The organism is Pseudomonas sp. SA195 (assembly GCF_054131565.1).
In genome coordinates this window covers 3,684,788-3,707,473 of the sequence record NZ_CP096392.1, presented here as the reverse complement: position 1 = coordinate 3,707,473, position 22,686 = coordinate 3,684,788, and the positions used below count along the sequence as shown (strand labels likewise).

The following is a 22,686-nucleotide window of genomic DNA, read 5'->3' as shown; positions in this document are numbered from 1 at the left end:
AATGTCCGTTTTCACCCATCCCGATTTCGACGCCCACGAACAAGTCGTGTTCTGCCATGACCCGGCCAGCGGCCTGAAAGCGATCATCGCCATCCACGACACCACGCTCGGCCCGGCGCTGGGTGGCTGCCGTATGTTTGCCTATGCGAGCGACGATGATGCGTTGCGCGATGTGCTGCGGCTGTCGCGCGGGATGACCCTGAAATCCTCGCTGGCCAGGCTCAAGCTCGGCGGCGGTAAGGCGGTGATCATCGGCGACCCGCATACCGGCAAGAGCCCGGCGTTGCTGCACGCCATGGGCGACTTCGTCGACAGCCTCGGCGGGCGCTACATCACCGCGGCGGATTCGGGTACCGGTGAGCCGGAGATGCAGGCCTTCGCGCAGCGCACCCGGCACGTGATCGGCGCCACGCCTCGCGCGATGCTGGATGGCAGTATTGCCAGTGGTGATCCGTCGCCCTCCACCGCGCTCGGTGTATTCGTCGGGCTTAAGGCTGCGGTTCGCCATCGCCTCGGGCGGGACGACCTGATTGGGTTGAAGGTGGCCATCCAGGGCGTCGGTCATGTCGGCCTCGGCCTGGCCCGCCACCTAAAGGAAGCCGGAGCTCAGCTCTGGGTGAGCGATATCTTCGATGCCAACGTGCGCACCGCGGTGGAGGAGCTTGGCGCTTGCGCCGTTCGCCCGCACGACATCTACGGTCTCGATGTAGATGTCTTCGCTCCCTGCGCCATGGGGGGCATTCTGAACGCAGAAACGCTTTCGACACTGCGCGCCCCTGTGATTGCCGGCGCAGCGAACAACCAACTGGCGAGCCCGGAGATCGGCACCGAGCTGCAGCGCCGCAACTGCCTCTACGCGCCGGATTATGCGATCAACGCTGGCGGCATCATCGACGTCTACTACCAGCGCATCGGTGGCAGCCCCGCTCAGTCAGACGCCCACATCCGCGGTATCGCCGACACCTTGCGGCAAATCTTCGAACGCGCTGCCGCCAGCGGCGAATGCACGTCGGTGATCGCCGACCGGTTGGCTCTGGAGCGGCTACAGGGCCGCGAGCCATCGCAGGTGGCGCAACCGCACCGGCTGCACGCGTAGCGCCTACAGCCGGTCTTTTCGGCCCGGCTGACGGACGCTATCAGCCTTCGGCGTGGACCTGCCGTCATGCAGGCCGCGCCACCCAACCGGACGGCTGGCTGCCGTCCCGGACCCTCCCTGAAAACAACAACAAGCAGGAATCCGCAATGACTGAAAAAAGCCTGGCCGCCGGCACGCTCGGTGGTGCTTCCGATCATGCCCAGCAACGCGCGGCGCGCGGCCTTTGGTCCTCCCGCTGGGTGTTTTTCCTGGCCGCCACCGGCTCGGCGGTTGGCCTCGGCAATATCTGGAAATTTCCTTACATCACCGGCCAGAACGGCGGCGGCGCCTTTGTGCTGGTGTATCTGGGCTGCATCTTGCTGATCGGCATTCCATTATTGATGGCCGAGGTAATGATCGGTCGGCGCGGGCGACAGAACCCGGACGGCGCGGTGTCCCGGTTAACACGCGAGGCCGGCGCGAGTCCGCGTTGGCGCGCGGTCGGTTGGCTGGGTGGGCTGACTGGTTTCCTGATCCTGAGCTTCTATCTCGTGGTGGCCGGCTGGGCACTGGCCTATGTGCCGGCCACGCTTGGCGGCTCGTTCAGCGGCATCGGCGGTGAGGCCAGCGGCGCGCTGTTTGGGGCATTGCTCGCCAGCCCACTGCGGCTGGTGATCTGCGGCACGCTCGTCCTGGTCGCGACCATGCTGATTGTCGGGCTCGGCGTGCGCGGCGGGCTGGAACGCTCGCTGCGCTTCCTTATGCCTGGCTTGTTCGTCCTGCTATTGGTGTTGGTTGCCTATGCCGGGCTCAACGGCGAGTTCGCCCAGGCGCTGCAATTTCTGTTCGTCCCGGATTTCTCGGCGTTGACGGCCAAGAGCGTATTGATCGCTCTCGGCCACGCCTTCTTCACGCTCAGCCTCGGCTGCGGCGCGATGATGGTTTATGGCTCCTACCTGCCAGAAGGCACCTCCATTGCCAAAACATCGATCCTCGTTGCACTCGCCGACACCGCTGTCGCGCTGCTGGCTGGCCTTGCGATCTTTCCTCTGGTGTTCGGCAACGGCTTGGAGCCGGGCGCCGGGCCAGGCCTGATTTTCGTGACCCTGCCGATCGCCTTTGGCCAGATGCCGCTGGGGCAGGTGGTTGGCGGGCTGTTCTTCGTCATGCTGGTGATCGCGGCGCTGACCTCGGCGATCTCGCTGTCCGAGCCGAGCATCGCCTGGATGACCGAACGCTTCGGGATGAGCCGTCTCAAGGCTGTGCTGGTCAGCGGTGCGCTGTTGTGGCTGCTGAGCCTGGGGAGTGTGTTCTCGTTCAATCTCTGGGCGGACTACCAGGTGTTCGGCAAGACCTTTTTCGACAGCCTGGACTACCTGACCACCAACTGGCTGATGCCGCTGGGCGGGTTGGGCACGGTGCTGTTTACCGGCTGGGTGATGAGGGAGGCCACGGTGCGCGAAGCCATCGGCCTGAAACAGGCCGGGGTGTTCCGCGCCTGGTGGCTGCTGCTGCGCTTTGGCACACCGCTGGGCATCGTGCTGGTGTTCCTGAACCTGGCAGGGCTGATCTGAGTGCGGTACGACAAGCTGCCGCATCAAGGCGTCAACTATTCGTTACGCCTGGCGCGCCAGGCGCTCGGAAACGCTGCCGCTACAGCTGCTGTAAAGAAATACTGACGCAACGGGCCGGTTGGCTGCGTTTCGGAGTGCTGTGGCGCGCTTGTCGCACTGTGCGCCCTGGTTTCAGATGGCTCTGCCTGGCGCGGCCCGCAGACGACTGCCGGCCCGAGCCGCGCCGGGCAGGTATACAATGCGCGCCGTTTTGTCTGTGACCCCCGCTGCGTACCGCGCAGCTGCGAGTCGGTTGCGCATTGCTGGGGCCAGGCGGCGCCCTGCGTGCAGGCCGCTCGTCCCGGTGTTTTCCGCTTTCACTCCGCCGCGTCACGAGCGCGGCGGGTTCGATTCTCGTCACAGATAACAACAAACAGGTGGCGCATGACCCGTGAAAAACCGAAGAACCTCTGGCTGTCCCGCTGGGGCTTCATTCTTGCCGCAACCGGCTCGGCCGTCGGCCTCGGCAATATCTGGAAATTCCCCTACATCACCGGCCAGTACGGAGGCGGCGCCTTCGTCCTGATGTACCTGGCGTGCATCCTCGCCATCGGCATCCCGGTGATGATGACCGAGATCGCCATCGGCCGGCGTGGCCGGGGCAGCCCCATCGACGCCATCGGACGTGCGGCGCGTGAGAACGGTAGCAGCCCCTTGTGGAAGGGCGTTGGCGGCATGGCCATGGCGGCCGGTTTCTTGATCCTCTGTTTCTATGTCGTCGTGGCCGGCTGGGCCTTCGCCTACACCGTAAAGATGCTCGACGGGTCGCTTGCAGGCGGCTCGGTCGATGCACTGGCCCAGGTGTTCGAAGCGCACAACGCGAACGCGGTACAACTTGGCGCCTGGAGTCTGCTGGTGGCGCTGCTGACGCTGTGGATCGTCGCCAAGGGTGTGCAAGCCGGCATCGAGCGCGCCGTACGCTGGATGATGCCAGGGCTTGCGATCATGCTGTTGATCCTCGTCGGCTACGCCTTCACCAGCGGCGGTTTTGACCAGGGCTTCGCCTTTCTCTTCAGCTTCGATACCTCCAAGTTGACTGGCGAGGCGCTGTTGGCCGCGCTCGGGCATGCCTTCTTTACGCTGAGCCTGGCGTCGGGCGCGATCCTTACTTACGGCTCCTACATTCCGGATGGCCAGTCCATCGCCCGCACCACCTTCATGGTGGCGATCGCCGATACGGCCGTCGCACTGCTGGCGGGGCTGGCGATCTTCCCGATCATCTTTGCCAATGGCATGGACCCGAGCGCTGGCCCAGGGCTTATCTTCATGAGCCTGCCGCTGGCCTTCCAGCAGATGCCATTCGGTACGTTGTTCGGCGTGTTGTTCTTCGCCATGGTCTCGATTGCCGCGTTGACCTCGGCCATTTCGATGATCGAGGCCACGGTCGCCTACCTCAATGAAAAGCACGGCGTCAGCCGGCTCAAGGCCGCCATCGGTGCGGGTGCGGTGCTGCTGGTGATTAGCCTGCTGGCGATGCTCTCGTTCAACCTGATGGCGGGCTGGACACCGTTGGGCAAGAACTTCTTCGACTGGCTCGACTACCTCACCTCGCGCTGGATGATGCCGCTTGGCGGGATTTTCATCGTGCTGTTCGCCGGCTACGCGCTGCGCAGCGACATCATGCGGGACGAACTCGGCCTACCCCCGTTGGGCTACGCACTCTGGTTGTTCATGGTGCGCTACGTTTGCCCTGTGTTGATCACCATGGTGTTCCTGCATGCACTGGGCTGGCTCGGCTTTGACCCGCTGGTGCGCTGGTACTGGATTGCCGGTGCGGTCGGTGTATTGACGATTCTCGGCGAGGGGTTTCATCCACGCGTATGGCCGGTGCTGGCACGGCGCTAATCTGGCGGCGCGTCAAGGAGGCGCCTGGACCTGATCGGTCCAGGCGCCTTTTTCGTTTCGGATTGATGGCAATGCGCTACACCGTCTGTCGGGTCATGCCTTCCGATACGCTGGAGCCCCTGGTTTCCTAGGGCTGAGCGCTGTTGTGAGGGTTAAAGAAAGGCCCAGCCAAGCCGACATCGGTGTCACGCAGCGGACGCTTGATCAGGCCAGGGATTGCCAAGCCCGAATCAGAACAATCCGGACACGCGCCCATGCCTAGTCGCCTCAAGTTCAGCCACAAGATTCTCCTGGCCGCCTCACTGGTTGTGATGGTGACCTTCGCCCTATTTACGCTGTTCAACGATTACCTGCAGCGCAATGCCATTCAGGCCAAGTTGGAGAGCTACCTCCACGAAATGGGTGAGGTGACGGCGCATAACATCCAGAACTGGCTTTCTGGCCGACTGGTGCTGCTGGAAAACACCGCGCAGACCATCGCCCGAGACAGCTCCGGTGAGGCTGTCGAGGCGCTGGTACAGCAGCCGGCGCTCAGCTCAACCTTCGCTTTCACCTATCTGGGCCGTAACGATGGCGAGTTCATCGTGCACCCGCGCTTCGAGCTGCCTGCCGGTTACGATCCGCGTCAACGGCCCTGGTACAAGGATGCGGTGAATGCGGGCAAGACCACGCTGACCGAGCCCTATCAGGACGCGGCCACTAACGAGCTGATCATTACCGCGGCGACCCCGGCCAAGGCGGGGAGCCAGAACCTGGGGGTCGTGGGGGGCGATTTGAGCCTCAAGGTGCTGGTCGACATCATCAACGCACTCAACTTTGACGGCATGGGCTATGCGTTCCTGGTCAGCGGTGACGGCAAGATCCTGGTTCACCCGGACCAGAGCAAGGTCATGAAGACGCTTGCCGAGCTCTACCCGAAGAACACCCCGTCGTTGACGAGCGGCTTCGCCGAGGCCGAGCTCGACGGCCAACAGCGCATCCTCAGCTTTAGCCCGGTGCCGGGTCTGCCATCGGTCACCTGGTACGTGGGCATCTCGGTCGATAAGGAAAAAGCGTACGCAGCACTCACCAGCTTCCGTACCTCCGCCCTGGTTGCGGCCGTGATCGCGGTGATGTTCATCCTTGTGCTGCTGGGTATGTTGATGCGCGTACTGATGCGTCCGCTGACCGACATGGGGCGTGCCATGGCCAATATCGCCGAAGGCGAGGGCGACCTGACGCGTCGACTCACGGTGCAGTCGCAGGACGAGTTCGGCGAACTGGCCAAGGCCTTCAACCGCTTCGTCGAGCGTATCCATGGCTCGATCCGCGAAGTGTCGTCGGCGACGCAGCAGGTCAACGAAGTGGCGCAACGTGTGCTAGCCGCCTCCAACTCATCGATGGTGAATTCCGATGAGCAGGCCAGCCGGACCAACAGCGTTGCGGCGGCGATCAACCAGCTCGGTGCCGCCGCCCAGGAGATCGCCCGCAACGCGGCCGATGCCTCGCAGCAGGCCAGTGGCGCTAGCCATCAGGCCGAGGACGGGCGCAAGGTAGTCGAGCAGAACATCCAGGCGATGAAGCAGCTGTCGAGCAACATCAGCGCCTCCTGCGCGCAGATCGAGGCGCTGAACAACCAGACCGTCGGTATCGGCCAGATCCTCGACGTGATCAAGGGCATCTCCGAGCAGACCAACCTGCTGGCACTCAACGCAGCCATCGAAGCCGCTCGTGCCGGTGAAGCCGGGCGTGGTTTCGCCGTGGTAGCCGATGAGGTGCGCAGCCTGGCGCATCGCACCCAGACCTCGGCGCAGGAAATTCACGGGATGATCGAGAAGCTACAAACCGGCGCTCGTGATTCGGTCAGCACCATGACCCAGAGCCAGCGCCAGAGTGAGGCCAGCGTGGGTATCGCCAACCAGGCCGGCGAGCGGCTGAGCAGCGTGACGCTCAGCATCGGTGAGATCGATGCGATGAACCAGTCGGTGGCCACCGCTACCGAGGAGCAGACGTCGGTGATCGAGTCGTTGAATATGGATATCACCGAGATCAACACGCTGAACCAGGAAGGGGTTGAAAACCTTCACTCGACATTGCGGGCTTGCGGGGATCTGGAGCAGCAGGCGGCGCGGTTGAAGCAGTTGGTGGGGAGTTTCCGGATCTGATCCGGGGTTGATGAAAAGGGCGCTTCGGCGCCCTTTTTTATTTTTCAGGGGTTATAGGCTCGTTTTTCGTAGGAGCGAGGGGAACGCCAAGTTCTTGCTCGCGAAGCTCATGGGCTTTGAGTTGGCAATGATCCCTCTTCCGCGAGTTGGCTGAAGCACTGGTTTCGCCCTGCTGGGCGACTCACTTTTTTCAGTCGCGAAAAAAGTAAGCAAAAACGCTTGCCCCTGCATCCGGCCCCGGCTGCACCGGGGTTCCCTCGCTCCGGCGACGTTCCAGGGCCCCGCCGCGAAGGGCCATCCCTGGCCCATCGCGGCTCTCGCGGCATCCATGCCGCTCAACCCCTTCCACGCCACCTGCGTTCGGCCTCCTGAAAGGGGCGATTCGGTGGTGTCTGTTGGGCCGTACAGTGACAGTTTTCCACCCTACGAAGCTTTACCAACAAGCAAACCATTAGCGCCGCCGAACGCCCCTTTCAGGAGGCTGAATGGAATCGCTGCGTAGAGGGGCGAGCGGCATGGATGCCGCGAGAGCCGTGAAGGGTCGGGGCCGCCGTAGGTATGGATGGCCCTTGCGCGGCGACCCTCGGAGCAGCGATGGAATGAGGGAAGTCGAGCGCAGCGAACCGGGGACGCCTAGTCCGTATGCAGGGGCAAGCGTTTTTGCTTACTTTTTCCCCGGCCGGGCAGGCGCGTTTGAAAAAAGTGAGTCGCTCAGCAGGGCGAAACCAATGCTCCAGCCCGCTCAATAATCGCCTAAGCATCAAGCGTGGCCACCGGCTTCACGGCTTTGGCCGCCGCCAATGCCAATTGACCGAATCCCCCCTCCCATGGTCCAGATAAACCAAGGCCCCGCCAATCCGGGCCACCAGACCACAGGAGACCCTCATGAAAGTCCTCATCGTGCTCACCTCCCACGACAAGCTGGGCGACACCGGCAAACCCACCGGCTTCTGGCTCGAAGAATTCGCCGCGCCTTACTACGTATTCAAGGATGCCGGCGCCGAGATCGTGCTGGCCTCGCCCAAGGGCGGGCAGCCACCGCTGGATCCAAAAAGCGATGCGCCGGATGCCCAGACCGAAATGACCAAACGCTTCAAGAACGATGCCGAGTCACAGGCGCTGCTGGCCAACACTCGCAAGCTGGATGAGGTATCGGCGGCTGATTTCGATACGGTGTTCTACCCCGGGGGGCATGGCCCGCTCTGGGACCTGACCAGCAATCCAACCTCCATTGCGCTAATCGAAGCGTTCATCGAAGCGAAAAAGCCCGTCGGTGCGGTCTGCCATGCGCCGGCAGCGTTGGTTCAGGTACGCGGTGCGGACGGCGAATACCTTGTCAAAGGCAAACGCGTCACGGGGTTTACCAACACGGAGGAGGAGGGCGTGCAGCTCACCCAGGTGGTGCCCTTTCTGCTGGAAGACAAACTCAAGGAAATTGGAGGCGACTACAGCAAGGGGCCGGACTGGTCGTCTTATGTGCGGGTTGATGGCCTGCTCGTTACAGGCCAGAACCCGGCGTCCTCGGAGGCGGCCGCACGCGAGTTGCTCAAGCTGCTCAAAACGGGCTGAGTGCGTTTTTAGCCCGTCAGTCCGGTCGGCCAGGTCAAGCTGTTGGCCTGGCTGCAGGATTCGAACAGCGGCTTGCTGAACAGATACCCCTGCATCAGCCCAATCCCCAGGTCTCGCAAGGCACTGCACTCATCTGCCGTCTCCACCCCCTCGGCGATGACGTCGATCCCCAGCTCGCTGCAGATACCCACGGTGCCGCGCACGATCGCCTGCCGCGAGCGGCTCTGGTCGATACCGCGGATCAGTTCCATGTCGAGTTTGATCAGATCCGGCTGGAAATCGGCGAGCAGGTTGAGCCCGGCGAAACCGGCGCCGAAATCATCGATGGCGGTGAGAAAGCCAATGCGCTGGTATTCGCGGAACACCTCGGTCAGCCATTTCGCGTCACTGATGCGCTCGCCTTCGACGGTCTCGAAAATGATCTGGTCGATCGGAAAGTTGTGCGCGCGGGCGGCTTCCAACGTCGAGCGGATGCACAGCTCCGGCCGATAGATGGCGTTGGGCATGAAGTTGATGGACAACCGGCTCTGCATCTCGAGCTTGGCGGCCGTCTTGATGGCTTTGACGCGACAGGCCTGGTCGAAGCGGAAGCGGTTCTCGTCGGTCACGTTGGCCAGCACGCTCGGCGCTGGCTCACCGCCGACGCCGCGCACCAGCGCCTCGTGCGCGTAGATGTCGCGGGTACGGATGTCGACGATCGGCTGATAGGCGTAGCTGAAACGAAAGCCCAGTCGCTCGCCGCTGGCGCAGCTGGCACAGCCGCCATGCTCGCTGGCTGAGTGGCAGGCGTATTGATCTGGCTTGGGGTTACCGGCGGTGTCGCGTTGTGTCATGGCAAGCTCGTCTGAAACGGTGGCTGAAGCGTAGCGGCCGCGCTGGCGGGGGCTGGAGCCCATTCGTCACCGGACTGGTCAGTCACGTCGAAAAAGATGTACTGACCATAGTAGGCCAGAAAACTACTCGCAGTGATGGCAAGTTGCTATGACTTGGTGTGGCCAAGAGAGTTCCGGCCTGTGCGGGGAAAGTGAAGCAGGGCGCATCTGGTACCGATACGCCCGGCTAATCCTCAAGCGGTGACGCGGGCGATGGCGGCCGCCAGTTGATCGAGCCGCGCCGCATCCAGCCCGGCGATGTTGGCCCTACCGCTTTCGACCAGATACACCGAATCCTCACGGCGCAGTCTCAGTACCTGCTCGGCGGTGAGACCGGTGTAGGAAAACATGCCGCGCTGCTGCGCAATATGAGCGAAGCGTTGGGCCAGACCGTGCGGCGCGAGGGCTTCCACCAGCCCCTTGCGCAAACCGGCAATGCGCTCGCGCTTGGCGGCGACTTCCTGTTGCCAGAGCTGACGCAGTTCGGGGTTGGCCAGAATGGTCGCGACCACCGCAGCACCATGCGAGGGCGGTGTCGACCAGAGGTTGCGCGCCACCGAGGCGAACTGGCTGCGCACGTCGATCAGCGACGCCCCATCGGCGGCGACGACGATCAGCGCACCGGTCCGTTCGCGGTACAGGCCGAAGTTCTTCGAGCAGGAACTGGTGATCAGCACTTCCGGCAAGGCTTCGACGAACAGGCGGACGGCCCAGGCGTCTTCGTCCAGGCCGTCGCCGAAGCCCTGGTAGGCGAAATCGAACAGCGGCAGCAGCTCGCGGCGGCGCACGATGTCCAGCACCTGCCGCCAATCATCCTGGCTCAGGTCGTAGCCGGTGGGGTTGTGGCAGCAGGCGTGCAGCAACACCACGTCGCCGCTGGGAATCTGCTCCAGCGTGGCGAGCATCGCCGGCACATCCAGCCGGTTCTGCGCATCGACGTAGGGATAATGCTCGACCTTCAGGCGCGCCGCGGCGAACAGGGTTTCGTGGATCGGCCAGGTCGGGTCGCTGAGCCAGAGGCTGCGACCGGGCAGGCATTTGGCGATGAAATCGCCCACCAGCCGCAGCGCGCCGGTGCCGCCCGGCGTCTGGGTGCAGCCGGCGCGGTTGCCAACCAGTGCGGGCGAGCTTTCGCCAAGCACCAATTTCAACAGCTGCTCACCGAACAGCGGATCACCATGGCCGCCGATGTAGCTCTTGGTCTGTTCGCTGTCGATCAGCCGCTGCTCGGCCTGCTTCACCGCCTTGGGGATTGGCGTCAAGCCCAGGGCGTCCTTGTAGACGCCCACACCGAGATCCAGCTTGGCCGGATTCGGGTCAGCGCGATAGGCGTCCAGCAGCCCGAGGATCGGGTCGCCCGGGACGCGTTCCACCTGTGCGAAATGCTTCACTTGCGGCCCTCGGCAGTCTTGGCCACCTCGTCGGTACGCGCAGCCATGATGAAGTCGTTGCGGTGCAGCCCTTTGATCGAGTGGCTCCACCAGGTCACGGTAACCTTGCCCCACTCGGTGAGCAGGCCGGGGTGATGACCTTCGGCTTCGGCGATCTCGCCGACGGCATTGGTAAAGGCCAGGGCATGTTTGAAGTTCTTGAACAGGAAAACCTTTTCCAGCTCCATGTGGCCGTCACGGGTTTCGATGTTCCAGTCCGGGATCTGCCGGATCAGCTCGGCCAGTTCGTCATCGGACACCTTGGGTGCGTCGGCGCGGCAGGCTTCGCAGTGGGCTTGGGTCAGGGCGGTCATGGCTTCGGTCCTTGTGGTGAGGTTGATAAGAGTTAAGCAGCGTCGGGTGGACAACGCCGCAGGCTTGTACGCGTATGACGTTCGACAGGGCTCGGCGCAGAGAGGCTTCGTCGGGGATGAGCCTTCCACATCATCCATACTGCGAGCGACAGCACTTCGCGGCCGCGGCCGCTTCCACAAGGTGGCCCAAGGGGCAGATCTCGTGGGAGCGGTCTTGACCGCGAATCGGCCTCGTCGCCACGTCGGATGCCTCACGCGCCGTCATTTCGACAGTGATCAGGCCGCTTTCGGCGGGAACTTCGGCTGGTGCAGGCCCAGCTGCATGGCGGTGCGGACGTGGCCCATGATGTCTTCATGGGCCACGTCGAACAGCCGCTTGAGCTCCGGCAGGACGAAGTACACCGGCTGCAGAATGTCGATGCGATAGGGCGTGCGCATCGCCTCCACCACGTCGAATGCCTGGTGCTCGGGCTCTTCGGACAGGCTGTAGAGCGTTTCCTTGGGCGAGGAGAGGATGCCGCCGCCGTAGATGCGCCGTCCGGCGGAGGTTTCCACCAGGCCGAACTCGATGGTCATCCAGTACAGCCGCGCCAGGTAGACGCGTTCTTCCTTGGTCGCCTTGAGGCCGAGCTGGCCGTAGGTGTGGGTGAATTCGGCGAACCAGGGGTTGGTCAGGAGCGGGCAGTGGCCGAAGATCTCGTGGAAGATGTCCGGCTCCTGCAAGTAATCAAGCTCTTGTGGCGTGCGGATGAAGGTGGCGACGGGAAACCGCTTGCTGGCCAGCAGCTCGAAGAAGGTCTGAAAAGGGATCAGGGCCGGCACGCGCGCCACCTGCCAGCCGGTGGTGGCTTGCAGCACGCGATTGATCTCGTCCAGCTGAGGAATGCGGTCGCGCGGCAAGGCGAGCTGTTCGATGCCGTCCAGGTATTCCTGGCAGGCACGCCCGTCGAGCAGTTTCATCTGCCGTTCGATAAGGGTTTGCCAGACGCCGTGCTCGGCCTCGGGGTAGTCGATATAGCCGTTCGCGTCCGGCTCGCGGGCTACGTACTGGGTAGTTTTCATCTGACCTCCTGAGCGGGGCGGCCGCCTGAGCCTGTTGTTGTTATCGATGCCTCATCTGATCGCGAGGGGAGCTCCGACGCGAGAGCCGCAAGCAGTTCTAGGTGGGAGGCTAGGCGCTGCGCTCGTAACGAAATCATTACATATCTACCTTTCGGCATGGGTTACGCCTTGATCGCGCCTACCGCTGTCAAATAATCTTGACGAAAATCAACGGTCGCCTGCCGAAAATCTGCGCCGTCTACAACAACAAGCCCTGAAGGCGCTGTTTTCATGCGTATCAAGATTCTCTGCCAGAACCGCGTTGGCATCCTCCGTGACATGCTCGAGCTGCTGGTCGACTACGGCATCAACGTCGCCCGTGGCGAAGTGGGCGGCGAGCACGGCAACGCCGTTTACCTGCATTGCCCGAACCTGATGAACCTGCAACTGCAGGCGCTGCGGCCGAAGATCGAGGCGCTGCAAGGCGTCTTCGAGGTGCGCAAGGTCGGGCTGATGCCCAGCGAGCGGCATTCGCTGGAGCTCAATGCGCTGCTCGGTGCACTGGAGTTTCCGGTGCTGTCCATCGACATGGCCGGCGCCATCGTCGCGGCCAACCGCGCTGCGGCGCAGCTGCTCGGGGTTCGTGTGGACGAGGTGCCCGGGATGAGCCTGTCGCGCTACGCCGAGGATTTCGACCTGCCGGCGCTGGTGCGGGCGAACAAGGCGCGGATCAATGGATTACGCGTTACGGTGCGCGGGGACATTTTTCTCGCTGACATTGCCCCGCTGCAATCGGAGCATGACGACAGCGAGGCCTTGGCCGGTGCGGTGCTCACACTGCACCGTGCCGACCGCGTTGGTGAGCGCATCTACAACGTGCGCAAGCAGGAGCTGCGCGGCTTCGACAGTATCTTTCAAAGCTCAAAGGTCATGGCCGCCGTGGTGCGCGAGGCCCGTCGCATGGCGCCGCTGGATGCGCCGCTGCTGATTGAGGGCGAGACCGGCACCGGCAAGGAATTGCTGGCGCGCGCCTGTCATCTGTCCAGCCCGCGCGGACAATCGCCGTTCATGGTGCTCAACTGCGCCGGCCTGCCTGAATCCATGGCCGAAACCGAGCTGTTCGGTTATGGCCCCGGTGCGTTCGAAGGTGCGCGACCAGAGGGCAAGCTCGGCCTGCTCGAACTGACCGCTGGCGGCACGCTGTTCCTCGACGGCGTCGGCGAAATGAGCACGCGGCTGCAGGCCAAGCTCGTGCGCTTCCTGCAGGACGGCTGCTTCCGCCGGGTCGGCAGTGACGAGGAGGTGTACCTCGATGTGCGGGTGATCTGCGCCACGCAGCTGGACTTGTCGGAGCTTTGCGCCAAGGGCGAGTTTCGCCAGGACCTGTATCACCGCCTCAATGTGCTGTCGTTGCACATCCCACCCTTGCGCGAATGCCTGGACGGGCTCGAGCCGCTGGCGCTGCACTTCATCGACCAGGCCAGTCGGCAGATCGGCTGCGCTTTGCCAGGCCTGTCCCCCGAGGCGCTTGCGCGGCTGGCTGGTTACCACTGGCCGGGCAATGTACGGCAGCTGGAAAACACTCTGTTTCAGGCGGTTTCGTTGTGCGATGGCAAAGCGATCCGGCCGGAACACATCCGTCTGCCGGACTACGGCACGCCGCCGCCACTGGGTGATTTTTCTCTTGAGGGAAGCCTGGACGAGATCGTGGGCCGCTTCGAAAAAGCGGTGTTGCAGGACCTTTACGCCCGTCACCCCAGCAGCCGGCAACTGGGCAAGCGGCTCGGGGTCTCCCACACGACGGTGGCGAATAAGTTGCGTGACTACGGGATCGGCAAAGAGGGCTGATCGCTATGGGTGGATAGATGCCCAACACTGACCTGTAGGCGCCAGCTCGCTGGCAATCAACCGTGGCGCTGAGGAGTGCCTGATGCGCCGCGGATCGCGAGCGAGCTCGCTCCTACGAAGGGCGGCGAGCAGCTGCCGGTCAGAGAAGTGCCAATGCAACACCGACCTGTAGGAGCCAGCTTGCTGGCGATCGGCCGTGACGCTGAGTTGTGCCTGATGCGCGGAGGATCGCGAGCAAGCTCGCTCCTACGAAGGTCAGCAAGCAACTGCCGGTCAGAGAAGTGCCAATGCAACACCGACCTTGTAGGCGCCAGCTTACTGGCGATCAGCTGTAACGCTGAGGTGTGCCTGATGCGCCGCGGATCGCGAGTAAGCTCGCTCCTACGAAGGGCAGCGAGCAGCTGCCGGTCAGAGAAGTGCCGATGCAACATCTGCCTGTAGTAGCCAGCTCGCTGGCGATCAGCCATGACGCTGAGGTGTGCCTAATGCGCCGAGGATCGCGAGCAAGCTCGCTCCTACGAAGGGCAGCGATCAGCTGCCGGTCAGAGAAGTGCCGATGCAATACCGACCTTGTAGGAGCCAGCTTGCTGGCGATCAGCCGTGGCGCTGAGGAGTGTCTGATGCGCCGGGGATGGCGAGCAAGCTCGCTCCTACGAAGGGCTGCGAGCAACTGCGGTTCCGCTTATTGAACCGCCTGTGTCACCGCATCGATCAACGCCTGCAGGTCGATGGGTTTGCGCAGGTGGAGCGTGAAGCCTGCGGTCCGGGCTTTCTCGACGTCGCGCAGGGTGCCGTAGCCGGTCAGGGCGATGCTGGGTGTGTCGGTGTTGGCGCCGTGCTCGCGGATCGCAGCCATCATTTGATGGCCGTCCATGCCTGGCATGCCGATGTCGGAAACGATGGCATCGAATTCGGTGTGTTCGGCCAGTTCGACGGCTTTTGAACCGCCGTCGGCGGTGGTGACGACCGCACCCTCGCTTTCCAACAGCTCGCACATGGTTTCAAGGATGTCCGGCGAGTCATCGACCAGCAGGATGCGGATGCCGGCAAGGCCACCGATAGCGCCATCCTCGGAGCGCGCGCCGAGTTCCAGTTCGGCCTGCAGGTGAATGGGCAGCCAGACGCTGAACCGAGCGCCTCTGCTAAGCCCTTCCGAAAACGCTTCGATGCGCCCGCCGTGGGCTTCGACCAGTTGTTTGACCAACGCAAGCCCGATACCCAATCCGTGCTTGGAACGGTGTGCATGCTGGATATCGGCCTGACCGAACAGATCGAAGACCTTCGGCAGAAAGTCAGCGCTGATGCCTTCCCCCGTGTCGATGACATCGAGACGGGCCTGGTCGTCCTCCCGCTCGAGTTGCATGCAGATGCGCTCACCGCCTTTGGTGAACTTCCAGGCGTTGTTCAGCAGATTCCAAATGATCTGGTCCAGGCGTGTCGGGTCGGCGTGGACGTATATCGGCTGATCGGGTTTGGAGACTTCGAAGATAACGTTTTCGCCCTGTGCCAAAGGCGCGAACACCGCTTCGATGCCGCGCAGTACATCCTGATAGTGCAGGGTGGCGAATTGCAGCTTTAGCTTGCCGGTGCGGATGCGCGAGACGTCCATCAGGTCGTCGATGATGCGCGACTGGCTGCGTACGGCGTTCTGAATCGATTGCGTCGCCTTGCGCAGGTTCGGGTTGTTCTTCGCGGCCTGTGAGCGGGCAACCAGGTCGGTGTTGAGCTGGATGAGGTTGAGCGGGTGCTTGAGTTCGTGCGATAGCACGGCGAAGAACTGGTCCTTCTGCTGGCTTGCGGCCTGCACACTCTCCAGGGTGCTCTGCTGCTCGGCGTTGCGCTGTCGGTCCTCGGTAAGATCGCGCGCGATCTTGGCGAAGCCAGTCACCTGGCCGCTGGGGTCGACGAGGGGATTGACCAGCCCGCTGAAGAAAAACCGCGAGCCGTCCTTGCGCTGATGCCAGCGCTCATCGGATGCCTGCCCGTGCTCCAGTGCGCGCTTGCGCTCGGCAACGGCAACGCCTGCCTGGCGGTCCTCCGGGGTGTAGATGAGTTCGATGGGTTGGCCCAGCACCTCGGCCTCGGTGTAGCCGAAGATGAGTTCGGCTCCACGGTTCCAGGCGGTGATGAGGCCGTTGCAGTCGAGGGTGATGATCGCGTAGCCCTTGGTGCTCTGGGCAAGCAATTTCATGTGCGCTTCGCCGGCCCGCAGCTGGTCTTCGACGCGGCGCCGGTCGGTGATGTCGATGAACGTCAGCACCGCGCCCTGAATGCGGTCGTCCAGGGTGCGGTAGGGCAGGAAGCGCGCCAGGTACCACTGCGTGCGGTCCTTGCTGGCGACCTCTTGCTCCACCAGGCGAAGCTCCTCGAACGCGGCGGTGGCATCGCCATAGAGCTGCGAGTAATCCAGCCGATGGGTGATATCCAGCAGTGAGCGCCCGGCATCGTTTTCGATGACATTGAAGATCTGCTGTACCCGCGGTGTGAACCACTTGATGCGCATGTTGCGGTCGACGAACAGGGTTGCGATGTCCGTCGAGGAGATCAGGTTCTGCAGGTCGTCATTGATCTTGCTGGTTTCGTCGACCTTGGCCTTGAGCTCGTAGTTGACGGTCGTCAGCTCCTCGTTGATCGACTGAAGCTCCTCCTTGCTGGTTTCCAGTTCTTCGGTGGCCGAGCGCAGCTCGTCATTGATCGCATGCAGCTCTTCATTGGACGCACGCAGCTCCTCGGTCGACGTCTCCGAGTGCTCCATGGTGATCTGCAGCTGTTCCTTGGTTTGCTGCAGTTCGGATTCGAGCTGAGCGAGGACGCTGTCCTTGGTCAAGGCCTGGTCGGTCAGGCCCTCTTCCATGCAGGCTTCGACTTCCTCGAAGAGCACCAGCATGTAGTCGCTGTCGGCCTCCTCATCATGGAAGGGGCGAACCACCATATTGACGAAGGAGGTGCGCTCATCACGCTCCATGCGTACCCGCCGCGCCTCGACACTCTTGCCCGTGTACGACGCCTGATACAGCGCAGTGCGCAGCTCCAGACGCAGTTGTGGGTGCACCAGGGTGGTCAGGCTCAGGGAGGGCTCGCCTCCAACGTAGCGCAGGAAGTTTCCGGCGCGGTCGGACATGTGCACGATCTCGCCGTTCTGGCTGACGATCACGCTCGGCGGCGCGTAGTGCTCGAGCGCCCGCTGATGGATGTCGGCAAAGGAGAACTTGCGGTTGCGCCGGCCCCCGTCGTGTAGCGGCGGGCGCGTCGGTACGGAGGGGGAGAAGCCTTGATATGGGCCCGTGGGCGCTCGACGCAAGTGCGCGCTGACTTCACGGGCGCGGTAGATGCGATTCTTCTTGTCGACCACGGTGAACAGCTGGCTGCAGGCGTCGGCGGTTTCCGAATTGCCGAGAAACAGGTAGCCGCCGGGGTTGAGCGCGAAGTGGAACATGCGCAGCACCTCGATCTGGATGTCGCGGTCCAGGTAGATCATCAGGTTGCGGCAGCAGATCAGGTCCAGCCGTGAAAAGGGTGGGTCGCGCAGAATGTTGTGCTGGGCGAAGAGAATCAGCTCGCGCAGGCTCTTCAGGGTGCGGAACTGGTCTTGCTCCTGGGTGAAGTATTTGCGCAGGCGCTCGGGCGTGACGTCAGTCATGATCGCGTGCGGATAGGCACCCGTGCGCGCCGTCTCCAGCGCATGATCGTCGATGTCGGTGGCGAACACCTGCAGCTTGAGCGTGCCCGTGCCGCTCTGCTCAGCGTGATCGGCAAGCAGCATGGCGAGTGAATAAGCTTCCTCGCCCGTCGAGCAGGCCGCCGTCCACGCGCGCAATACGGTATCGCCAGCGCCGGCCTTTTGTTCGAACAGGGCCGGGATGATCTCGCGCTCCAGGGCATCGAAGGCTTCGCGGTCGCGGAAGAAATGGGTGACGCCAATGAGCATGTCGGCGAGCAGTTCGGGCGTTTCCTCAGGATGATCTTTCAGGTAGCTGGCGTAGGCGGGCAAGTCGCGCAGCGAGACGATCTGCATGCGTCGCTCGATCCGTCGTAACACCGTGGCTTTCTTGTAGTGGCGAAAGTCATGCCCGGTGCGTGCGCGCAGCACCGCAAGGATTTCTCGCAGCGCCAGTTCGGCGGGTTTCGCCTGGCTGTGCGCCTGCGCGTACTCCACCTCACCCTGCGCTTCACCGGCTTGCTCGGTGTTGCCGGGCGATTCGATCGGGATCTTCTGCGCAACAAGTGCTTGAAGCGTCTGGCCCAGTTCGATCAGTCGTTGGGGCATCTCGGCGACGGGCAGCACGATGTCCACTACGCCTTTGCGGATGGCGCTGTAGGGCATCGAATCGTATTCGGCATCTTCAGGCGCCTGCGCCAGCGTGACGCCGCCCTGTTCCTTGATGCGCGACAGCCCGACCGAGCCATCGGAGCCCGTACCGGACAGCACGATGCCGATGGCGTGCGTGTGGTGCACGTCGGCGAGGGTGCGGAAAAACAGGTCGATAGCCACCAACGGGCCGCGGGTACGCGCGGAATTACTCAGGCGCAGGTAGCCGTCAAGCATCGACAGGTCCATGGCCGGCGGGATGATGTAAATGTGGTTGCGTTCGATCGGAACCGGCCGAGTTACCTGCTTCATCGGCATGCGCGTCACGCTCTGCAGGATGCGATCAACGTTGCTTTCGTGCTTCGGCGACAGATGCATGATGACCACGAAGGCCATGCCGCAATCGCTGGGCATGTGCTCGAAGAAGGTCAGCAGCGCCTTGAGCCCTCCGGCCGAGGCCCCGATCCCGACCACCGGGAATTCCAGTGTGCTGCGGGCGTTAGCCTGGTTCTTGGGCGCGGATGGCGCGTGGCTGATGCTCATTGCTTCCTCGACGTGCGTGACGGCGGTTCCCTGCTAAAGGGAGACAGCGGAACGGCAACGGAGATTCAACCCGGATGCCGCGCGAGGGGCCGATGATACGGCTTTTGTCTGGCAGGTGATGCGCGGCGGTTAATTCAGCACTCGATGATGTTGACCGCCAAGCCGCCGCGTGCCGTTTCCTTGTACTTGCTTTTCATGTCCGCCCCGGTTTGGCGCATGGTGCGGATGACCTTGTCAAGCGAGATAAAGTGGCGGCCGTCGCCGCGCAGGGCCATGCGTGCAGCATTGATGGCTTTTACCGAACCCATGGCGTTGCGCTCGATGCACGGCACCTGCACCAGCCCTCCGACCGGGTCGCAGGTCAGCCCCAGGTTGTGTTCCATGCCAATCTCTGCGGCGTTCTCGACTTGCTGCGGCGTGCCACCAAGCACTTCGCACAGCGCGCCGGCAGCCATTGAGCAGGCCACCCCCACCTCGCCCTGACAGCCGACCTCGGCCCCGGAGATCGAGGCGTTTTCCTTGTATAGAATGCCGATCGCGGCGGCCGTAAGCAGGAAGCGAATGACCCCCTCTTCGTTGGCCCCTGGTACGAAGCGCACGTAGTAATGCAACAGCGCCGGGATGATGCCGGCAGCGCCATTGGTGGGGGCGGTCACGACGCGGCCTCCGGCGGCGTTCTCTTCGTTGACGGCCAGGGCATAGAGATCGACCCAGTCGAGCACTGTCAGGCTGTCGCGTAGATTGGCTTCCGGATTTTCGCTGAGCTGCCGGTACAGGGCGGCGGCGCGGCGCGTGACTTTGAGTCCGCCCGGCATCACGCCTTCGTTCTGGCAGCCTGCGCGGACGCAATCCTGCATCACCTGCCAGATCACCAGCAGCCCGGAGCGCGTTTCGGCCTCGGGGCGCCAGGCCGCCTCGTTGGCCAGCATCAGCTGGCTGATCGACAAGCCATGTTCGCTGCACAGCGCCAGCAGCTCGGCAGCGCTGCGGAAGGGGAAGGGCAGGGGCGTGCGATCCTCGACGATGCGGTCGTTGCCAGCCGCCTGCTCGTCGACCACAAAACCGCCGCCGACCGAATAGTATTCCCGGCTGCGCAATTGCAGGCCGGCCTCGTCGAAGGCGCGGAAAATCATGCCGTTGGGGTGGTAGGCCAGCGGCCGGCGGATGAACTTGAGGTCTTCGCCGACGGCGAAGCGCAGCGGCTTTTCGCCCAGAAGGTTGAGCTGGCCGGTTTCGCGCATGCTTGCCAGGCGCTGCGGAATGCTCACGGTATCGACCGCTTCGGGGCGCTCACCCTCCAGCCCGAGCAGCACCGCCTTGTCGCTGCCGTGACCCTTGCCGGTCGCGCCGAGCGAGCCATACAGCTCGACCTTCAGCCCTGCCGTCGCCTCCAGCAAGCCGTCGTCGCGCAATCCTCCGGCAAACCGCAGCGCAGCTCGCATGGGCCCGACGGTATGTGAGCTGGAGGGGCCGATACCAATTTTGAACAGGTCGAACACACTGAGGGACATAAGGGCTCCGGGGCGAACAGATCTCTGTAGCCTAGACCGGAAAGCACCCTGACTGTCTCATCAATGAGCGAAAGCGCACTAGCGAAGGCTAAACCCCGAGCCGCCCCAGGGGTTGGCCTCCAAGCTGTTGTGCACGGCGGTAGCCGCTTGCGCGGCCTGGCCGATCGCGACGCTGATCTGCTTGAGCCCCAGGGTGACGTCGCCGATCGCGTAGAGGCCGCGAAGCGTGGTTTGCAGATGGTCGTCGACCGCGATGCCGCCGCACTCGTCGCATTCCAGCCCGAGTTGAACGGCCAGCTCTGAGCGGTAACGTGCGCCGAGGCTCGGGTAGATGATGTCGAAGTGGTGCCAGTCACCGCTGCAGGTCAGCAGCTCGATGCCGGTTTCGCAGGGCCGGAGCGACTCGACACGGTCGCTGATCAGGCGGATGTCATAGTGCTCGGCGAGCGCAATGGCCTGCTCGCACGCGTTGGGTTCGCCGTGCACCACAACGGTCACGTGGCTGGTGAATGTGCGAAGGAACACGGCATGGGTGATCGCATTTTCCGCCTCGCCATATACCGCGACCTTGTGGCCATCCACTTCGTAGCCGTCGCAGATGGCGCACAGCCGCAGCTTTCCATCGCCGATCGCCTGCGCGACGTCGGGCATGTCCGGCAGCGTGTCCTCGATGCCAGTGGCGAGAATGATGCGCCTCGCCACGCAGTAGCGATCGCCGTAGCGCACGCTGAACCCTTCGACATGCGGCTCGATGTGCTCGACCCGGCCATGCTCCAGGCGCGCACCGTAGCCCTCGGCTTGCTCACGCAGCCGGGCCAGCAGGTCGTTGCCGTTGATGCCCGGCGGGAAGCCCGGATAGTTATGCGAGCGTGGAATCCAGGAGGCCCGGCTCGAGCCGGCGTCCACGACCAGGCAGCTACGGCGAAAGCGCGCCAGGTACAGCGCTGCGGTGAGGCCGCCGGGGCCGCCGCCGACGATCAGGCAATCAATGGCTGGCAGTGCTTCGCGTGTGTGGGTCATGGACGATCAGGTATCGGTTGGGTGTTGCCTGTAGAAGGGGTGGCGCGATCGAAAGTTTCCCCGGCCCGATGAGCGCAAGGTCTCGTTTTGAACGCTCAATTGGGCTTGAACCCTTGTGCCAGAGCCTTCGATGGCCAACACTGCGCCGCGCTGACCGGTGGGTCCTACCCGTACCCGGCGGTCATCGCCATTCCAATAAAGGCCAGCCCGTGACGTTGTCACCGTGCCCTGGCCGCCTCGCTGCACTTTCAGCACGCCCCCACACCGGGCGCCAGCTGAACCACATCCGAATGCAATACACCACCCGAACGGTGCTCACGAGGCGCCGGCTCGGGTCTATGTCCCGTGGGGGTAAAAATGTTCAAGTCGTTGTGTATCGCGCCCTGTACGGCGCTGTTGCTGCTGCTGGCACCGCTGGCCGTCGAAGCCGCCGAGCCGATCGTCATCAAGTTCGCGCACGTCGTGGGTGACGATACGCCGAAGGGCAAGGGGGCCTTGCTGTTCCAGAAACTGGTTCACGAGCGCCTGGCAGGCGAGGTGAAGGTCGAGGTCTACCCGAACTCCTCGCTGGTCGGCGACGCGGACGAGATGCAGGCGCTGCTCGACAACAAGGTTCAGATGCTGGCGCCTTCGCTGTCGAAGTTCACCGAGTATTCGCCCAAGCTGGAAGTCTTCGACTTGCCATTCCTGTTTGATGACGAGGCCGCGGTGGCGCGCTTCCAGAAGCGTGAAACCAGCCGCGAGCTGCTGCGCTCGATGGCCAGCCGCGGCATCTATGGCCTGGCCTACTGGAACAACGGCCTGAAGCAGCTTTCAGCCAGCCAGCCGCTGCGTAGCCCCGCGGATGCCGCCGGCCTGGCGTTCCGCATTCAGCCCTCGCCGGTGCTCGAAGCGCAGTTCACTGCGGTCGAGGCCAAGCCTGTAAGGCTGCCATTCTCGGAAGTCTCCAAGGCCATGCAGAGCGGAGTCGTGCAAGGCACCGAAGGGCCCTGGTCGAACATCCGTGGGCAGAACGCCGGAATCAAGCAGAGCTTCGTCACCGAGACCAACCATGGCGTGCTCAACTACATGCTGGTGACCAATTCGACGTTCTGGACGAGCATCCCGTTCGCCATACGTTCGGAGCTGGACAACATCGTGCTCGAGGTCACTCAGACGGTGAATGCCGAAGCCGCTGCGATCAACCAGCGCGAGCGTGAACAGTTGCTGGCCAGTGGCAGCACCACGTTGGTCACCTTGACGCCGCAGGAGCGCCAGGCGTGGCGCGCGAAGATGCAGCCGGTGTGGAAATCCTTCGAAGCGCAGATCGGCACTGACGTGATGCGCGCCGCACTTACCGTCAATCGCCGCTGACCAGACCTCCGTCGGCGTTCCCCGGCGCGTCTAGCCCGAACGTCGGCGCGCATCAACCCCGGCCATCGCCTCGTTTTGAGAGCTGGTTGGGGTTTCCGGCCTTGTGCAGCGCACGGTGATAGCCAAGACTTCTTCCCCGGTTGGCCCTGGCCCCAATGGCCATCGGTTGCCGACCGCATTTCAATAAAGGCCAGCCACC

General features: G+C 63.3%; 14 protein-coding genes and 1 pseudogene. 8 read left to right on the top strand and 7 right to left on the bottom strand.

From position 1 onward, the window contains the following. Nucleotide 1 precedes the first annotated feature (1 nt). The 6 genes and pseudogenes from M1D78_RS17250 (at nt 2) to M1D78_RS17225 (ending at nt 8,246) form a co-directional block, all read left to right on the top strand. The gene (locus M1D78_RS17250; RefSeq protein ID WP_437421208.1) at nt 2-1,096 is read left to right on the top strand and encodes a Glu/Leu/Phe/Val dehydrogenase dimerization domain-containing protein; all 1,095 of its coding nucleotides are present in this window, start codon (nt 2-4) and stop codon (nt 1,094-1,096) included. Nucleotides 1,097-1,242: 146 nt separating this feature from the next. Next, a complete protein-coding gene (locus M1D78_RS17245) occupies nt 1,243-2,649 on the top strand; it encodes a sodium-dependent transporter (protein ID WP_437421207.1) in 1,407 nt (468 codons plus the stop codon). A 423-nt stretch (nt 2,650-3,072) separates the two neighbouring features. Next, the gene (locus M1D78_RS17240) at nt 3,073-4,533 is read left to right on the top strand and encodes a sodium-dependent transporter (RefSeq protein ID WP_437421206.1); all 1,461 of its coding nucleotides are present in this window, start codon (nt 3,073-3,075) and stop codon (nt 4,531-4,533) included. 254 nt (nt 4,534-4,787) lie between these two features. Next, a pseudogene (locus tag M1D78_RS17235) lies at nt 4,788-5,771 on the top strand (cache domain-containing protein); the annotation flags it as partial. Between the two features lie 141 nt (nt 5,772-5,912). Beyond that, nucleotides 5,913-6,677: a methyl-accepting chemotaxis protein gene (locus M1D78_RS17230; protein WP_457933599.1), complete on the top strand. Its 765-nt coding sequence runs from the start codon at nt 5,913-5,915 to the stop codon at nt 6,675-6,677. Nucleotides 6,678-7,562: 885 nt separating this feature from the next. Beyond that, nucleotides 7,563-8,246, top strand: coding sequence for a type 1 glutamine amidotransferase domain-containing protein (locus tag M1D78_RS17225; RefSeq protein ID WP_437421204.1), 684 nt, complete (start codon nt 7,563-7,565; stop codon nt 8,244-8,246). An 8-nt stretch (nt 8,247-8,254) separates the two neighbouring features. Here M1D78_RS17225 and rimA read toward each other — a convergent pair whose 3' ends face one another. From rimA to phhA, 4 genes are all read right to left on the bottom strand, one after another. After that, the gene (rimA, locus tag M1D78_RS17220; protein ID WP_437421203.1) at nt 8,255-9,079 is read right to left on the bottom strand and encodes a S6 modification regulatory phosphodiesterase RimA; all 825 of its coding nucleotides are present in this window, start codon (nt 9,077-9,079) and stop codon (nt 8,255-8,257) included. 233 nt (nt 9,080-9,312) lie between these two features. After that, nucleotides 9,313-10,509, bottom strand: a complete 1,197-nt coding sequence (locus M1D78_RS17215; protein ID WP_437421202.1) for an amino acid aminotransferase — start codon at nt 10,507-10,509, stop codon at nt 9,313-9,315. Next, the gene (locus M1D78_RS17210) at nt 10,506-10,862 is read right to left on the bottom strand and encodes a 4a-hydroxytetrahydrobiopterin dehydratase (RefSeq protein WP_217475340.1); all 357 of its coding nucleotides are present in this window, start codon (nt 10,860-10,862) and stop codon (nt 10,506-10,508) included. Before M1D78_RS17210 ends, M1D78_RS17215 begins: the two co-directional genes overlap by 4 nt. Nucleotides 10,863-11,138: 276 nt before the next feature. Then, nucleotides 11,139-11,924, bottom strand: a complete 786-nt coding sequence (phhA, locus tag M1D78_RS17205) for a phenylalanine 4-monooxygenase (RefSeq protein WP_437421201.1) — start codon at nt 11,922-11,924, stop codon at nt 11,139-11,141. Between the two features lie 270 nt (nt 11,925-12,194). On the opposite strand from phhA, the gene M1D78_RS17200 reads away from it, so the two are divergent. Beyond that, nucleotides 12,195-13,751 carry a sigma-54-dependent transcriptional regulator gene (locus tag M1D78_RS17200; RefSeq protein ID WP_437421200.1) on the top strand — a complete coding sequence of 519 codons (1,557 nt, stop codon included), beginning with the start codon at nt 12,195-12,197 and terminating at the stop codon, nt 13,749-13,751. Between the two features lie 682 nt (nt 13,752-14,433). Here the strand turns inward: M1D78_RS17200 and M1D78_RS17195 are convergent. The 3 genes from M1D78_RS17195 to M1D78_RS17185 form a co-directional block, all read right to left on the bottom strand. Further along, nucleotides 14,434-18,603: a CheR family methyltransferase gene (locus tag M1D78_RS17195; RefSeq protein WP_437421199.1), complete on the bottom strand. Its 4,170-nt coding sequence runs from the start codon at nt 18,601-18,603 to the stop codon at nt 14,434-14,436. Nucleotides 18,604-18,737: 134 nt separating this feature from the next. Beyond that, nucleotides 18,738-20,114, bottom strand: coding sequence for an L-serine ammonia-lyase (locus tag M1D78_RS17190; RefSeq protein WP_437421198.1), 1,377 nt, complete (start codon nt 20,112-20,114; stop codon nt 18,738-18,740). Nucleotides 20,115-20,192: 78 nt separating this feature from the next. Then, nucleotides 20,193-21,134 (bottom strand): NAD(P)/FAD-dependent oxidoreductase, encoded by a 942-nt coding sequence (locus M1D78_RS17185; RefSeq protein WP_437421197.1) that lies wholly within the window; start codon nt 21,132-21,134, stop codon nt 20,193-20,195. A gap of 357 nt (nt 21,135-21,491) precedes the next feature. On the opposite strand from M1D78_RS17185, the gene M1D78_RS17180 reads away from it, so the two are divergent. After that, nucleotides 21,492-22,487 (top strand): TRAP transporter substrate-binding protein, encoded by a 996-nt coding sequence (locus M1D78_RS17180; protein ID WP_437421196.1) that lies wholly within the window; start codon nt 21,492-21,494, stop codon nt 22,485-22,487. The last annotated feature ends 199 nt before the right edge of the window (nt 22,488-22,686 follow it).